The sequence below is a fragment of the Rhizobium sp. 1399 genome (genome assembly GCF_031455475.1).
GTDB lineage: Bacteria > Pseudomonadota > Alphaproteobacteria > Rhizobiales > Rhizobiaceae > Rhizobium.
This window is the reverse complement of the sequence record NZ_JAVDSU010000003.1, coordinates 512,392-528,028: the sequence shown is the minus strand read 5'-3', so window position 1 is coordinate 528,028 and position 15,637 is coordinate 512,392. Positions and strand designations below refer to the sequence as shown.

Genomic DNA, 15,637 nt, shown 5'->3' with positions numbered 1-15,637 from the left:
CCTTGCCGCTGCCCAGACAATCCTTCGGCGCGACGGCCAAAACAACAATCGGCCGCCGCCGCTATCTATTTTGGGAACGGCTATGGATTGGCTCTGGAAATTTCCGACAATGAATGACGACGTGCTGCGCGAGCTGAAGAAGAGCGTCGATGAAGGATTTCGTGCCTTCACACGCGCCTATGGCGACAGCATCGAAGCAGCCTTCAGCCCGCTGCAGAGTTTTCTTATCTGGGCCGAACGGCTGCTGACCGGCACACCCTGGCCAATCATTCTGATTGTTTTTGCCGCCATTGCCTGGTTTGCCAGCCGCAGCTGGAAGGTCGTTATCGGCTGCGTTTTGACGCTTCTCGTCATCGGCTATTTCGACATGTGGCAAGATACGATGAAGACCGTGTCGATGATCTTCGTCTGTACCGTGCTTTCGATCGTGATCGGCCTGCCACTCGGTATCCTGATGGCACGGTCGAATACGATGCAGAGGATCGTCAATCCGATCCTCGACGTCATGCAGACCATGCCGAGCTTCGTCTACCTGATCCCCGTCGTCATGCTTCTCGGCATCGGTCGCGTGCCTGGTGTCATTGCCGTCGTCATCTACGCCCTGCCGCCGATGATCCGCCTCACCAATCTCGGCATTCGCATGGTGGACGAGAATGTGCTGGAGGCAGCCGATGCCTTCGGTTCGTCGAGCTGGCAGAAGCTTCGCAACGTCCAGCTGCCGCTGGCGCTGCCAACCATCATGGCCGGCATCAACCAGACAATCATGATGGCGCTCGCCATGGTGGTCATCGCCTCCATGATCGGCGTTCAAGGGCTTGGCCAGCCGGTTCTCAAGGCCATCTCCAACCAGTATTTCACCCTCGGCGTCTTCAACGGTCTCGCAATCGTCGGCATTGCCATCATTTTCGACCGGATCAGTCAGGCCTATGGCCTGCGACTCCAGAAGCACCGGGAGATCGTGCATGGCTAGTAATTCGATCGAGATCCGGAGCCTCTTCAAGATCTTCGGCCCGCGTGGCCGCGACTATGTGGAAGCCGTCAGCAAGGGCATGTCGAAGACCGAGCTCAATAAAGTGCATGGTCACGTGCTTGGGCTGAAAGACATCAACATCACCATCCCCGGCGGTAAGATCACCGTCATCATGGGTCTTTCCGGCTCGGGCAAATCGACGCTGATCCGCCACATCAACCGGCTAATCGACCCAACTTCGGGCGAAGTCCTCTGTGGCGGCGAGGATGTCTGCCGCATGGATGCCTTGCAGCTTCGTGAATTCCGCCGCCGGAAGACCGCGATGGTCTTCCAGCGTTTCGGCCTGCTGCCGCATCGCAACGTGCTGCAGAACACCGTCTACGGTCTAGAAATCCAGGGCGTCGCGAAGGCAGAGCGTGAGGAACGGGCCAATGCCTGGATCAAGCGCGTCGGCCTGGAGGGCTTTGATGGGCACTATCCGAACCAGCTCTCCGGTGGCATGCAGCAGCGTGTCGGCCTGGCGCGAGCACTCACCAATGATGCCGAAATCCTGCTGATGGACGAGGCCTATTCGGCGCTCGATCCGCTGATCCGCGTCGACATGCAGACCGTCCTCCTCGATCTGCAGAAGGACCTGAAGAAAACGGTCGTCTTCATCACCCACGATCTCGATGAAGCTCTCCGGCTCGGCGAGAAAATCGCCATCCTGCGCGACGGTGAAGTCATCCAGCAGGGTTCGGCGGCGGAAATCGTCCTCAATCCCGCCAATGATTACATTGCCGCCTTCGTGAAGGAGGTCAATCGCGGCCGGGTCATCAAGATCGGTGCCGTCGCGAAACAAATCCCGGTCGAAAGCCAGCTGCAGCTTTCGGAAGATATGGATATCGAAGGGGCATTGCGGGAAATGTCTCGCGCTGACGTCTCCTCTGCCGCTGTCATATCACAGGAGGGTCAGCCGCTGGGCGGCGTTTCGCTGCAGCAGTTGCTGGCGCTGCTTTTGCACCAGGCATGAAAATCTTAAGCAATCAGACGGCATGCAGCCAAACACATGCCGTTTGTTTAAACATGGTTAATTTTTTCATTATAATGATCTTGGAGAAGGAACCGAACGACACGTCCGGATTGATAGCACGCTGTGGAGGACCTCGAAGATGTTCAAATTTTTCTCGATCAAGCCGTCGACTGAAGACTTCGACGCCGATACCGGCACCTATGCCGATGGCATGACCGACCGCTACTATCGTGATCTGACCGGCCGCACCGAACATCGCTTCCGCTCCGCCCACGAGCGCGACTACGGCGCAGCCCGCGAGATCGCCGAACATGCGCCGCATGGCGTCACCGGCAACTGACCGGCATACTGCCTCTTTGCCGATATCAGGCGCGTAGCGTTTCCTGCGATCGCCTGCTCAAATTGCTTGCCAGAACAGTCTTATTGCGGCCCTTGGCTTTGGCGTCGAGAAGAGCCGCGTCGGCGCGACTGACCAGCGTATCGACTGCGCCTTCTGCAGGTGACACCGCCACGCCGATTGATACCGTCACTGCGCCAATGATCTGACCTGAGTATGAAAGTGCCGCGCCGCCGATCTGCGCGCGTAATTTTTCGGCGAATTCGAAACCATGCTCTTCGCTGCAGTCAGGCAGCAATATGGTAAACTCCTCCCCGCCAAAACGGAATGCGTTGCCGATATCGGCGACAGCGCTGCGCAGGACCTGCCCGACATATTGCATGACCATGTCGCCGGCATCGTGACCGAACTGGTCGTTGAAACGCTTGAAGTGATCGATGTCGATCATCAGGCAGGCGAGTGGCTCTTGGCCATTGTCGCGCCCACGCCGATGCAGCATGTCGTCGAGGAAACGGCGGTTGAAGAGCGCGGTCAACGGATCGCGGATAGCAAGATCAGTCAGCTTTTCACGAAACTGCAGATTGGCGACCGCCAACCCTACATTCTCGGCAATCAGCTCCAGATAGAGGCGGACATTGTCCAGCACTGGCGTCTGCGCGTGACGCTCCTCGAGATAGAGGAGACCGATCATATCACCCTGTGCCGTCAACGGGAAACAGGAGGCCGCAACACCACTCCCCTCGACATGCTGGCAGGGCACATCGCCGTCGCCAGTGCCGCTCCTATGCGGCCGGCCGCGTCGCAGAGCCCAGCAGGCATTGGCCGCAAAGGCCGCCTGCGCGTTGACAGGCTCCAGCCACGTGCCGGCTTGCGCGAGAGCGGACTTATCCTCGTCGAGGATATAAAGACTTCCGGCAATGCCTGGAAAGATCTGCGGCGCGAAGCGCGCGACGACATCGGCCAGCTCATGTTGATTTTCACAAGCCTGAAGGCGATGCATCATCTGCAGGATGAGATCCTTGGTATGCTGGTCAGCCCGCCGCTCCGCATCCAGGCGTTCACGCTCAAGCCCGTTTTCGCGAAAGATCTGGATGGCCTCGTTCATCTCGCCTATTTCATCGCGGCGGTGGTCGTCAGGGACCTCGACCGCGTAATCCTGCCTGGCGAGCCGGGTAACGATGCCGGTCATGCGCACCAGAGGCATGGCCACACGGCGCCGCAGGATGAAGTAGAGCACCGCAAGGAAGAGCAGACCGGTTATCGCCAGCATGATCTTGGCGACAAGGCTCCATTGGTCGCTGCGCCGGCGTGCATCGTCGAGTGCTGCTCCCGTGCGTGTCGCCGTGATATCGCGCAGATGTGCGGCAGACTCCAGGAGAGCGGTTTGCAACCGCTCATGTTCCGGCCCGAAAAGTGTTTGCTGCGCTGCCTGTCTGTCCCCCCTCTGGAAAGTATCGACAGCGGCGGCTTCCACCGCGTCAAGTGCCTCAGCCTGGTTGACTATGCCATCGAGAATATTCCGCTCCACAGCGGATATGTCCCTTGCCGCAATCTGCCGGGCCTCGGCTTCGTGCCGCCGTTCGATTTCCTCGTCCGCCTTGAAGGCATCGAGGTGGCGCTGTTCGCCGCGCATGACGTAGAGCCTCGCTTCATCGCTGGAGACTTCGGCACCCATCTCAAGCTGTTCGGTCAGCGTATCGAGAGCGAGATGTTCCTCAACCGCACGCCGCTCGTCCTCGGCACTGCGCGACGACATGATGAAAGCAACGGCCGAAAGCGCCGTGAGGATCACGGTTATGCCGTAGGCCCAGTTGGTGATGGTGCTTATTCTCATATGGCCATGATAGCGAAATCGGATTGAAGGGGAATTAAAGAAACCTCTAACATAATACTGTGGCAGTATACGGTTTGCGAAAAAGCGCGAAAATCTGAATTGAGCAATAGCTGCAAAATGGCGTAGCGGCAGGCATGGCACTTGGCAATCGCAGCGCGGTGCGGTCGATATCGAATGGTCTCAATCAATCAGTTTTGTGTAACTGATCCGCCCTGTGGGCCGCCCTCTACCGGATTTGTTTCAAGAGGTAGTTGCAGTGTGCCTGGCTGGGCCAGCTGCAACGGACCATCGAGTGCGCAACAAGCGAACAGCGATGTTCACCTGTATTTGACGTCTGGACGCGGCGGGAACGCCGCGTCCAGACAGGCTTTTCAATCAGACGAGATCAAAACGATCGGCGTTCATGACCTTGTTCCATGCGGCAACGAAGTCCTTCACGAACTTCGCCTTGGCATCGGCCTGGCCGTAGACTTCCGCAAGCGCGCGAAGCTGCGAATGCGAACCGAAGATCAGGTCGATGCGAGTGCCGGTCCACTTAGCCGCATTGGTCTTGCGGTCGCGGCCCTCATAAACACCGTTCTTGCCGGCGACCGGAGCCCAGACCGTGCCCATGTCGAGCAGGTTGACGAAGAAGTCGTTCGTCAGCACTTCCGGACGCGCGGTGAAGACGCCATGTTCCGGCGTGCCGGCCGTGAGCACGCGCAGGCCACCGACGAGAACCGTCATTTCAGGCGCGGTCAGCGTCAACAGCTGGGCGCGATCGACGAGGGCTTCTTCCGGCTTCAGGAACTGCAGGCGGTTGCTATTCACGTAGTTGCGGAACCCGTCGGCACGCGGCTCAAGCGCTGCGAAGGAAGCAACATCCGTCTGCTCCTGCGATGCATCCATGCGGCCCGGCGTGAACGGCACGACGATGTCCTGGCCACCGGCCTTGGCCGCCTTTTCGACACCAGCTGCACCCGCAAGCACGATCAAGTCGGCGAGCGAGACCTTCTTGCCGCCGGTCTGGGCTGCATTGAAGTCCTTCTGGATGCCTTCGAGAGTGCCAAGAACCTTGGCGAGCTGTGCCGGTTCGTTGACTTCCCAATCCTTCTGCGGCGCAAGGCGAATACGCGCGCCATTGGCGCCGCCGCGCTTGTCGGAGCCGCGGAAGCTCGAAGCGGACGCCCATGCGGTCGAGACGAGTTCCTGAACGGTGAGACCGGAGGCTGCGACCTTGACCTTGAGCTCGGCGATATCCTCATCGTCGATAAGGGGATGATCGACGGCCGGGATGACATCCTGCCAGATCAAGTCTTCTGCCGGAACTTCCTTGCCGAGATAGCGGACCTTCGGGCCCATATCGCGGTGGGTGAGCTTGAACCAGGCGCGAGCAAAGGCGTCTGCGAACTGATCCGGGTTTTCGAGGAAGCGGCGCGAGATCTTCTCGTAGGCAGGGTCGACGCGCAATGCGAGGTCGGAAGTGAGCATTCGCGGCAGGTGCTTCTTCGAAGAATCGAAGGCATCAGGGATCGTTGCACCAGCGCCCTTTGCGACCCACTGGTGGGCACCGCCTGGGCTCTTTTCCAACTCCCATTCATAGCCGAACAGGTTCCAAAAGAAATTATTGCTCCACCTGGTAGGGGTCGTCGTCCAAGTGACTTCCAGACCGCTGCCGATCGCATCGCGGCCGACGCCGCTGTTGAACTTGCTCGTCCAGCCGAGCCCCTGGGCTTCGATCTCGCCACCTTCGGGATCGACACCCACAAAGGACGGATCGCCGGCACCGTGCGTCTTGCCGAAGGTATGGCCGCCGGCGATCAGTGCCACGGTTTCTTCGTCATTCATCGCCATGCGGGCGAAGGTTTCGCGAATGTCGCGGGCGGATGCGAGCGGATCGGGAGTACCGTTCGGGCCTTCCGGGTTGACATAGATGAGGCCCATCTGCACGGCGCCGAGCGGCTCTGCCAGTTCGCGTTCGCCGCTATAGCGCTCGTCACCCAGCCAGGTTCCTTCCGGACCCCAGTAGAGCTCTTCCGGCTCCCAGACGTCGGCGCGGCCGCCGGCAAAACCAAAGGTCTTGAAACCCATGGATTCGAGCGCGACGTTGCCGGTGAGGATCAGCAGGTCGGCCCAGGAAATGCTGTTGCCATATTTCTGCTTGATCGGCCAGAGCAGGCGGCGAGCCTTGTCGAGGTTGACGTTGTCAGGCCAGCTGTTGAGAGGCGCAAACCGCTGCTGGCCCTGACCGGCGCCGCCGCGACCGTCAGTGATGCGATAGGTGCCTGCGCTGTGCCAGGCCATGCGGATGAAGAGACCGCCGTAGTGACCGAAGTCTGCCGGCCACCAATCCTGCGAATCTGTCATCAGCGCATGAAGATCCTTCTTCACCGCATCAAGATCGAGCTTTTTGAACTCTTCCGCATAGTCGAAATCCTTGCCCAGCGGGTCGGAAAGACCGGAATGATGGTGAAGCATCTGCAGGTCGAGCTGGTTCGGCCACCAGTCACGATTGCCTCTGCGACGTGTTCCCGAATGATCAACGGGACATTTGCCCGCGCTGTCAGGTTTCTGGTCCATAGTTTTCTCCTATTGCTCCAGACGACCGTTCGACAGCCGCCTTGTCCGTTAAACTATTGGGCCTGATTGCGTGCCTGCACCTCACTCCGGTTCAACCGGAGTCGGCACGCATCCTCCCTCTATTTCCTTTTATCGGAAGCGTGTGATAATTTTAAGTTGGATTTACTGATGAGCGCGATAAGTTCACCTTATGACCAATGTTACACTGAAACAGCTTCGTTACTTTGAAGCCCTGGCACGTCATGGCCGGTTCCGGCATGCGGCCGATGCCTGCGCGATTTCCCAGCCCGCTTTGTCCATGCAGATCAAGGAGCTTGAAGAGGAGTTGGGCGGGAATCTTTTCGAACGCGGTGCACGGGAGGTCAGGCTGACCGCCTTCGGACAACTCTTTGGGCTCAGGGTTCGCGATATTCTGCGTGCCGTTGACGAACTTGGAGATCTCGCCCGCGCGTCACAGGACAGGCTGCTGACACGGCTCAGAATCGGGATCATTCCGACCATAGCCCCCTATCTGCTGCCGGCAATTATCAGCGATCTGAACAGGAGCTTCGACAATATTGAAATACAGGTGCGCGAGACGCTGACGGCGAGACTGGTGCATGAAGTGGCGCAGGGCGAACTGGACCTGGCGGTCGTCGCATTGCCCGTATCGGAACCGTCGTTAACCGAGATCAAGCTGTTTGAAGAGGAGTTCCTGCTGGTCCGGCATCGCGAGGACGAAGGCAAGCCCGTGCCGGAACCCGAAGCCTTGCGCGAAATGCGCTTGCTTCTTTTGGAAGAAGGCCACTGCTTTCGTGATCAGGCCCTGTCCTTCTGTGGCATACAATCGACGCGCCCACGGGAAATCATGGAGGGCAGCTCGCTTTCGACGCTGGTGCAAATGGTCAGCGCCGGCATCGGTGTCACCCTGATCCCGGAAATGGCGGTGCCGGTGGAGACGCGCTCGGCAGATGTTTCCATCTCCCGGTTCCGCAGACCCCAGCCCTTAAGAACGATCGGCATCATCTGGCGCAATTCGACGCCTCTGGTTAAACAATTGCTGCAGATTTCGGAGGTTATCCGCCACTCGGCCGCAAGCCTGCATCAACACGCCGATCCCACACGACCCGGTATCGAAGGGTGATTTTAGCTGTCCCACTGGCCGGTCCGCCGGTCGCGCACTAGCTTCCTGCACTAATAACAGGGGAGCGGCTGAGTTGGATCTGATCGAACTGATGCCCATGGCGCCGAACTGGACGGACATTGCGCTCCGTCTGGCAGCAACGGTCATCGCCGGCGCATTCATCGGCCTCGACAGGGAGCGAGGCGGACATCCCGCGGGATTGCGCACGACCATCCTCGTTGGGCTCGCCGCCTGCCTTTCGATGATCCAGGCGAATATCCTCCTGGCGACGAGCCAAAGCGTAAACGGTTCGATGGATATCCTGCGCTTCCCGCTCGGCATCCTTACCGGCGTGGGCTTCATCGGCGGAGGCGCGATCCTGCGGCGCGGCGACATCGCAACTGGCGTCACCACCGCTGCGACTTTATGGCTGATAACGGCAATCGGCCTGTGTTTTGGCGGCGGGCAGATCGCGGTCGGCGCCATCGTGACCATTCTGGCGGTGCTGATCCTCTCTCCACTCAAGCATGTGGACCGCTGGATTTCAGGCGAGCAGAAAGGCACCGTCGCGATCAAACTGGAAGGCGGGGCGGGGATTCCAGATGTGACGGCGGCAACGCCTGCACTCTCCGAAGCAAGCTTCACGGGGCTCAGGGATTTCGACGACGGACATCGCGAGCTAATCTACGATATCAGGTGGAAATCCGTTCGCGGCGTTCCAGGCGCGGATCACATTGCTGCATCGCTGGAACAGAATTTCCGCGTTACGCGCTTTGAGCATCGCACCACTCTAACATAGAGCATCGGCTTCACGTGGGGCATGTGAGGTGTTTGGAAGCACGATGACTAGCCAAACGATCGTTTGTGTTGACGAAACTGGGAGATGACGGAAGGCTGACGCCACCATAGAACGGAGAATGACCTTGCCGCTTCTTGTTCAGAACAACAGCCGGATGCAGCGCTATGAGCTGCCAATCAACACTGATGCAATGGCCATGGCCTACTATAGGATGGAAGGCGATAAGATCGTCCTTACCCACACCGAAGTTCCGTTCGAATATTCTGGCGCCGGAATCGGAACGAAGCTTGCTGATGGGGTTTTCGCGCTGATCAGAGAAAACGGCCAGAAGGTCGTCCCACAATGCGAGTTCATGGCGCGCTACGCCGCAAAGCACCCGGAACACAATGATCTGATCACTGGCTGATAGACGCCGGCAGCAGTTACACGGGCTCAATCCCTCGCGGCCGCATTCCCATACGACCGCGATATTGGCCGATCGCTTTATTCCAGCCCAGCCCTGTCCAGACCGTAAAGCTTATCGGCCGAGCCCGGCACGGCCTTGACCGCAACGCTGATCCGGTTCCATGCGTTGATGGCCATGACCTGGAAGGTCAGATCGGAAACTTCCTTCTCGGAAAGCTGGCCGCGGACCTTCTCATAGAGTTCGTCAGGAACCCCGGTGTCGGAGAGCTTGGTAACCGCTTCGGTCCAGGCAAGCGCTGCACGCTCGCGCGGGCTGAACAGCGTCGATTCACGCCAGGCGGCGACGTGATAGAGACGGAGTTCGCGTTCGCCGTGGATCTTTGCTTCCTTGGAATGCATGTCCACGCAGAAGCTGCAGCCATTGATCTGGGACGCGCGGATTTCGACCAAATCCTTTATCGTCTGCTCGATGGAGCTCTCTTTCAGTTCCATGGTAAAGGCGGTCAGCTTTTTAACGAGTTCCGGCGAAAGTTGGGCGTAATTCAGTCTTTGCATCATGTCATCCTCGTCCTTCAAAATTACTGATTTGGGGAGCCGACCGCCGAGGCAAGCGCCTGCATGCGGTCACAAAATGAGTAGCAAGCGCACGGAAAAACGGTAGCTAACCATCGGTTGGGGGATGAGCTCAGGCGGCCTTGTCAGTCGCGGTGGCTGACCGAGATTTCGGGCGGGACTGCCGCACCTGTGGCGGTCTCGCGAGCTTGCTTATGGCGATGCATGCTTCCGTATCTCGGTCTCGATGAAATCCGAAAAGAGGCGCAGCCGGTAGGTCGGCATTCGACCGAAAGCGTGGACAGCCTGGAACGGCATCGTCTCCAGCTCAAGGTCGGGCAGAAGCTGGATCAGTTCCCCTCGATCCAGTTCCTCCTGAACGATGCATTTCATCAGATAAGCAACACCTGCCCCACTCAATGCCGCAATTCGCATCGCCGTCGCCGTGTCGAGGTCCACCTGGCCCGTCGGTTTCATCGTAGCGCCATCGGCAAAGTGAATGGGATATGGGTGGCCGTCGATCGCATATCTCGCGAAAGGAATTTCGCGCAGCCTCTCCAGCGAGCTCACCCGTCCCCACGTTTCGACAAAGGCAGGAGACGCAACCAGAGCCATTTCCAGATGCACCAGCGTTCGCATCATCAGGTCGCTTCCCGCGACCTTGCCGACGCGAAAGGCGATATCGTAGTTTTCGCGAATCAGGTCGACGTGGCGATCCGTCGTCCCGAGATCGAGCGTTATGCCGGGATGCTGCGGCAGGAAACGCGTGAAGATAGGCGGCATGAGCAGCCTCGCAAGCTCGCTCGGCAGGCTTACGCGCAAATGGCCGGTCGCGCCGCGATCCGCCTGAAAGACATCCGAAGTTTCCTCGATCTGCCGGAGAAGTGGCGCAATATTTCCGAAGAAGGTTTCTCCGTCAGGCGTCAGCGTCAGGATACGTGTCGAACGACGAAAAAGCTTCACCCCCAGCAGGTTTTCCAACCGGGAAACGCTTTTCGATACGCCCGAGGGCGTTGTCTGCAGGCTGCGCGCCGCAGCACTGAAGGATCCCGTTTCCACGGTTCGGACAAAAGCTATCAGCCCCGCGGTTTCGCCCAGCAAATTGCCCATCTCGCCTCCACGAATTCGACCTGCAGATAAGCAGCAACGCCCGGATATCGGCTGCGGCGCCGCAATGGTCACCCATGTGCATGGTTGCGGAATACGGATCGGATGGCTTGCAGCAGATAGGATCGCCTGCGGTCATGCTGCATGGCGTGATTGCCGATATTCTCGCTCAATGCCTCCCGATAGGCGAGATTTGCCGCAAGGTCTTCTGCGAGTTCGGGACGCTCGTACAGGAGCGGTGCAAAAGCCTCCTTGCCGATTTCATAGACGGTCACCCGTGTTACCGCCTGAAGCGCATGGCTCTCGCCAATCCCGGCAAGAAAGCCCCCTTCGCCAAAAAAATCGCCAGGCGCCAGGCGCGCCGTCTCACTGCCGTCTCTTAGCATCGAAACGATGCCTGCCCGGATGATCATCAGGCTGGCAAGAGAGTCTCCTTCTTTCGCGATCTCGTCACCGGGAGCAAAAGTGCGCTTGGCCGCAGATGCCGCAAGCGTCGTTATCTCGTCGGCTGTCAGTACAGAGAAAACGGGGATCGCTTCGATGAGACTTTGCGCCGGGCCAGCGCTGGAGACCGGTGCATTCTGTGCGACGGGCTCGTCTGCGGTGATGACCTTGCTGAGCGGCATCGCAAGCTGAAGTCCGCTGGACTTGCAGTGGCGGTACACAAGATCGATGACTTCACTGCGGGCGAGGCCTCGCCGCAGCGGACTGGTGACTTGAAAATAGAGTTCGATATAAACCGCGCTGGCATCGATGCCGACAAGCGAAACCGCCGGCGGCGGGTCCTTGATGATGGAATTGCAGCTATCCAGCACCGTCTGCATGACGCCGAGGATGATGTGCGGCATGCGTGTCGGAACAATTCGGATCGACAGCGTAATCAGGTGGTTTTCATCCGGTTGGCTGATATTGGTCAGCCCAAGTTTGGCGAGCACGCTGTTCGGCAAGACGACGATATTGTGGGCGGCCGTCAGCAGATGCGTCGAGCGCCAGTTGCTGGCAACGATCCGTCCTTCCGTGCCATCGCTGAGCAAAATCCAATCGCCGATGACATAGGGACGTCCGAGCGTCAGAGCGATCCCCGAGAACACGTCTCCCAGCGTATTCTGCAAGGCAAGACCGAGGATGACGGCGATGACGCCTGACGTCGCGAGCAACGTTCCGATCGGAACCCCGAAGACGAAAGCCATGACCGACAGGGCGACACCGAGATAAACCACCGCGATCAAAAGGTCCTGAATGAGCCTTGCTTCTCGCGGCCTGCCATCCAGCACGATGTAGATGCGCAGGAAGCCGATGACGGCCCAGGAGAGATGAACCCACCAGAGGATCTTGGCAGAGACAAAAAGTGCGCTCATGCTTTCCAGATGCGGCGGGTCAAAGCGGAACGGAACAATCCCTGCCAGCAGGAGAACGATCGTCATCGCGGCAAAGAAGGCGATCTGCACGATCAGGCGCGCATTTGGCCGGGAACGGCCCTGCAGATGCCATACGACGATGCCCGCTATGCCCAGGGCATTCAGCAAGACGACGAACGAAACGATTTCCTGCGGCATCCGCTCTTCTCATCGACAAAAATTGCAAGGAAACACCCCCACCCGTCGTCGCTTGGAATTTAACGACCGGCCAGGCGGAAAGAGATAGCTTTTAAGCTCGGTCCGGTCGGGCTATGCCCGACGCCGAGTTCTCGGAAAGCCTGCCGGCGGCGTCCTGGTTTCGCCCGCGTCGAGATCGAGGCTTCTGAGTTCGAGCGGCAATTCCAGGCGATTGAGTAGAATACGGATTTTCCACGCGCTTCCAGGAAATCGACTGTCATAAAGGCGAAGCATGATCGGGCCTTTGGCAATAAGTGCACGACCCCTAGTTTAGCCACTCGCCAGCCTGCCCGACTACTAAAACAAGAGTGGGCTTGACACCAAACCTGCCATCCATTGTTCGACAGCCTTAACGTGCGAATCCATCGGGCCATCGCCACCGATCGGCCAAGCAATATTTGTCGATACTACTACGGTTGAAAACCTGGCTGACATCGTCGCGGATTTTCAAATTGCGCTTCCAAGAACCTTTGATTGAGCCAGCTGGAGCGAATCTCTGGCCGGAGACAAACTTCTGTTTAGTTGAAAGGCGACCAATATCTATTACCATAGGATGCAGGCTGAGGGCTGCCTCATGGGGAAACAGATAGTCGCTAAGGCTTCCATTGGCATCAACGATGTCGGGGGTCCGGCGAGCAGATCCATACCATCTTGAAAGACCATCTGTTCCACTGATGCCAGCAATTTATAGGGTGTACCAATATCCTCAAAATGCCGGATGAACCGGCTCAATGTTGTCAGAGGTCTTATGCAATCCGGGCAAAAAACGACGATCGCAATCATTGACGACGATCAGTTTCTGTTGGAATCGCTGAAGGATCTGTTTGAAGCGACCGGCATTGAAAGCCGGACCTATGCGTCCGCGGACGCCTTCCTCAATTCCGGCGACATGCATCATGTGAATTGCATATTGGCGGACGTGAGAATGCCCGGAACCAGCGGCCTTGACCTGCTCTCAGCCGTGGTCCGGGATGGCGGTCCGCCGGTTTGCATAATGACCTCTTTTGCCGACAACCGCACGGAAGCAGCCGCAAGATCATCGGGCGCAGCTGCGTTTCTGGAAAAACCGCTGAGCTCCAAAGACCTGATGGAATTCGTAGCCTCTGCTGCAAAGCGTTGATCCCGGCCACGGCATATATCCAAATTAATTTCGCTCAGGACTGCGAAACCATTCGTCACTATGCTCACCATCTGCGCGGCAGCAACATCAGGGCTTCGAGCTTCAGCCCAGGCAGGGGCGCTGGTGATGAACGAGGAGCAAAATGCATAAGCTTGACAGCGCCAACCGCCATACCCTCGTGAACTGGCTGATATCAGGCGTGAGAGACGAGCTGCAGATCGAGCCCATATTTCTGCAACTCTGTGACCGTCTTGTTGCTTGTGGCGTCGCCCTCAGCCGCGCCAGTCTCCATCTTCGTGTTCATCATCCCCAGTGGCTCGGAACGCGCGTGGTCTGGGTCAAGGATCACAGGCAAGCGGATATCACGACGATTGGCTACGATGTCGAGGCGACCGACGCCTTTCTCAGAAGTCCGTTTCGTGTCGTCATCAAAAGCGGCGTGGAAATCCGGCAGCGGCTTCAGATCCACGGGCCGCATCAATTTCCTGTCTTCGAAGAATTGAGGGAGGAAGGCCATACCGATTACCTCGCCTGGCCTCTTGACCATACCCAGGGCAAGAGACACCTCGCGACGTTTTCGACGAGCGAGCCCGGCGGATTCACGGGCGAGGAAATAGCGTTCTTTCGAGAAATCCTTCCGCTGTTTTCACTGGTCAGCGAAATTCGCCTCAAGAACCAGCTGGCGCTGACGCTGCTGCAAACCTATGTCGGCCCTCACGCCGGGGAACAGATTCTGGACGGCGCAACGACACGCGGAAGCGGCATGTCGATAAATGCAGCGATCATGATCTGCGATCTCAGAAGCTTCACGAAGCTCTCCGATCGTCGGCCACGCGATGAGGTTATTTCCATCCTGAACCAGTATTTCGATGCCATCGCCGATCCGATCGAAAGGCATGGCGGCGAAATCCTCAAGTTCATGGGGGATGGATTGCTGGCCGTCTTTCCCCTTGAGCAGGCCGACGCCTGTACCGATCTCCTGCAGGCCGTTTCCGAGGCGCAAGAGGCGATCAAAGGGCTCCAGGGAACAGCTCTCGGACATGAGGTCCGCTACGGCACGGGCATTCATCTCGGAGAGGTGATGTATGGCAATATCGGCTCCAAGAAGAGACTGGATTTTACCGTGATCGGCCCCGCCGTGAACATTGCCTCCCGTCTTGAAGCTCTGACGAAGGAACTGCAGCGCCCTGTCCTGATATCAGCAGACTTCGTGCGGATCGCGGGCTGCGCGGATCAGACGGAATGCCTGGGTGCCTATAACCTCCGAGGCTTCGAACAGCCGGTCGAAGTTCATGCGCTTCGCCTTCCATCGATCGGGCTCTGACATCAGATGGCTAAGTTTCGTTTATCACTTGAGCCTCGGACGCTCATCCACCGTCACGCTGCAATCCATAATATAGCCGGTCCCGCGTGCCGTCCTGATGAGTCTCGGGTTTGACGGTTCCGTTTCCAGCTTGCGTCGCAGGCGCAGAACCAGCGCATCGATGCTTCGATCGAAGACCTCCTCCGAATGGACACGGCTCGCCGCAAGCAACTTTTCGCGGGACAGGACCTGTTTCGGCGCGTTCAGGAATGCGACCAGGAGATTGAATTCGGCGGCGGTCAGCTTCGTCTCGCCGAATTCCGGCCGTGTAAGCGCCCGCTGGCGCATGGCGAGCGTCCAGTCGCCGAACATATAGGTCCGACGCTCCCGGCCGGCCTCGGGCGCGGGCCTCACGCGCATGGCCGCCTTCAGCCGTGCCAGGAATTCTCGCAGACCGAAAGGCTTGACGATGTAATCGCTTGCGCCAAGTTCGAATCCCAGCACCTTGTCGGTTTCCTCGACGCGGTCGGCACTGGTGATGATGATGGGCGCCGTCGAGAGTGTCGCCAGCTGCTGCACAATCTTCAGGGCGTCCTCTCCCTTGAGATTCAGATCGATGACAAATGCATCGACCATATTCGTCGAGAGCATGTCCCGCAGTTCATCGCCGCTGCTGACGGCAGTAACGCGAAACGCCTGCTGCATGAGAAAATCACTGATGAGGCTGCGCGCAGAGTGATCGTCATCGACAACGAGGATATGCTGCATGGGCTTCTCCGTCTGGCACCGCCACGGGGCAAAGCTCAGCCAGATATAACAATGGCTTGCGATGAGTTTGTCGTTGATGGCGCCCCTCTCCGTTCATAGTCGAAGAGCGCCTGCCGGACGATCAAACGTCCGTTTAGGTTTCACCGGAAAATCTGCAGGTTTACGGTGCTGCTG

Annotated in this window: 15 protein-coding genes; 8 read left to right on the top strand and 7 right to left on the bottom strand. The window is 58.4% G+C overall.

Annotated features, from left to right (window positions below):
- Window positions 1-82 precede the first annotated feature (82 nt).
- The 3 genes from J2X71_RS13815 (at window position 83) to J2X71_RS13805 (ending at window position 2,322) form a co-directional block, all read left to right on the top strand.
- A complete protein-coding gene (locus tag J2X71_RS13815; protein ID WP_310382625.1) occupies window positions 83-970 on the top strand; it encodes a proline/glycine betaine ABC transporter permease in 888 nt (295 codons plus the stop codon).
- A complete protein-coding gene (locus J2X71_RS13810; protein ID WP_310382624.1) occupies window positions 963-1,982 on the top strand; it encodes a glycine betaine/L-proline ABC transporter ATP-binding protein in 1,020 nt (339 codons plus the stop codon). Before J2X71_RS13815 ends, J2X71_RS13810 begins: the two co-directional genes overlap by 8 nt.
- Window positions 1,983-2,121: 139 nt before the next feature.
- On the top strand, window positions 2,122-2,322 hold the full coding sequence (locus tag J2X71_RS13805) for a hypothetical protein (RefSeq protein ID WP_310382623.1): 201 nt from the start codon (window positions 2,122-2,124) through the stop codon (window positions 2,320-2,322).
- A gap of 25 nt (window positions 2,323-2,347) precedes the next feature.
- Here the strand turns inward: J2X71_RS13805 and J2X71_RS13800 are convergent, their stop codons facing one another.
- Together J2X71_RS13800 and katG are read right to left on the bottom strand one after the other, a co-directional pair.
- The gene (locus J2X71_RS13800; RefSeq protein ID WP_310382622.1) at window positions 2,348-4,153 is read right to left on the bottom strand and encodes a diguanylate cyclase; all 1,806 of its coding nucleotides are present in this window, start codon (window positions 4,151-4,153) and stop codon (window positions 2,348-2,350) included.
- A 375-nt stretch (window positions 4,154-4,528) separates the two neighbouring features.
- A complete protein-coding gene (gene katG, locus J2X71_RS13795) occupies window positions 4,529-6,712 on the bottom strand; it encodes a catalase/peroxidase HPI (protein WP_310382621.1) in 2,184 nt (727 codons plus the stop codon).
- Between the two features lie 190 nt (window positions 6,713-6,902).
- Between katG and J2X71_RS13790 the strand changes: the two genes are divergently transcribed.
- The 3 genes from J2X71_RS13790 to J2X71_RS13780 all read left to right on the top strand — a co-directional run bounded on the left by J2X71_RS13790 (window position 6,903) and on the right by J2X71_RS13780 (window position 9,019).
- Window positions 6,903-7,835, top strand: a complete 933-nt coding sequence (locus J2X71_RS13790; RefSeq protein ID WP_310382620.1) for a LysR substrate-binding domain-containing protein — start codon at window positions 6,903-6,905, stop codon at window positions 7,833-7,835.
- A 91-nt stretch (window positions 7,836-7,926) separates the two neighbouring features.
- Window positions 7,927-8,613, top strand: coding sequence for an MgtC/SapB family protein (locus J2X71_RS13785; protein WP_310382737.1), 687 nt, complete (start codon window positions 7,927-7,929; stop codon window positions 8,611-8,613).
- 124 nt (window positions 8,614-8,737) lie between these two features.
- A complete protein-coding gene (locus J2X71_RS13780) occupies window positions 8,738-9,019 on the top strand; it encodes a GNAT family N-acetyltransferase (protein WP_310382619.1) in 282 nt (93 codons plus the stop codon).
- Between the two features lie 77 nt (window positions 9,020-9,096).
- Here J2X71_RS13780 and J2X71_RS13775 read toward each other — a convergent pair whose 3' ends face one another.
- From J2X71_RS13775 to J2X71_RS13760, 4 genes are all read right to left on the bottom strand, one after another.
- Entirely contained in the window at window positions 9,097-9,576 is a 480-nt protein-coding gene (locus J2X71_RS13775) for a carboxymuconolactone decarboxylase family protein (RefSeq protein ID WP_310382618.1), read from the bottom strand.
- Between the two features lie 207 nt (window positions 9,577-9,783).
- Entirely contained in the window at window positions 9,784-10,680 is an 897-nt protein-coding gene (locus J2X71_RS13770) for a LysR family transcriptional regulator (RefSeq protein WP_310382617.1), read from the bottom strand.
- A gap of 68 nt (window positions 10,681-10,748) precedes the next feature.
- On the bottom strand, window positions 10,749-12,233 hold the full coding sequence (locus tag J2X71_RS13765) for a mechanosensitive ion channel family protein (protein ID WP_310382616.1): 1,485 nt from the start codon (window positions 12,231-12,233) through the stop codon (window positions 10,749-10,751).
- 745 nt (window positions 12,234-12,978) lie between these two features.
- Window positions 12,979-13,170, bottom strand: coding sequence for a hypothetical protein (locus J2X71_RS13760; protein ID WP_310382743.1), 192 nt, complete (start codon window positions 13,168-13,170; stop codon window positions 12,979-12,981).
- Between J2X71_RS13760 and J2X71_RS13755 the strand changes: the two genes are divergently transcribed.
- Together J2X71_RS13755 and J2X71_RS13750 are read left to right on the top strand one after the other, a co-directional pair.
- Window positions 13,084-13,392: a response regulator gene (locus J2X71_RS13755; RefSeq protein ID WP_310382736.1), complete on the top strand. Its 309-nt coding sequence runs from the start codon at window positions 13,084-13,086 to the stop codon at window positions 13,390-13,392. The two genes, J2X71_RS13760 and J2X71_RS13755, sit on opposite strands and share 87 nt — an antisense overlap.
- Window positions 13,393-13,534: 142 nt before the next feature.
- Complete coding sequence (locus J2X71_RS13750) at window positions 13,535-14,716, top strand: adenylate/guanylate cyclase domain-containing protein (RefSeq protein WP_310382615.1); 1,182 nt, start codon at window positions 13,535-13,537, stop codon at window positions 14,714-14,716.
- Window positions 14,717-14,740: 24 nt separating this feature from the next.
- Here J2X71_RS13750 and J2X71_RS13745 read toward each other — a convergent pair whose 3' ends face one another.
- On the bottom strand, window positions 14,741-15,463 hold the full coding sequence (locus J2X71_RS13745) for a response regulator (protein ID WP_310382614.1): 723 nt from the start codon (window positions 15,461-15,463) through the stop codon (window positions 14,741-14,743).
- Window positions 15,464-15,637: the final 174 nt, after the last annotated feature.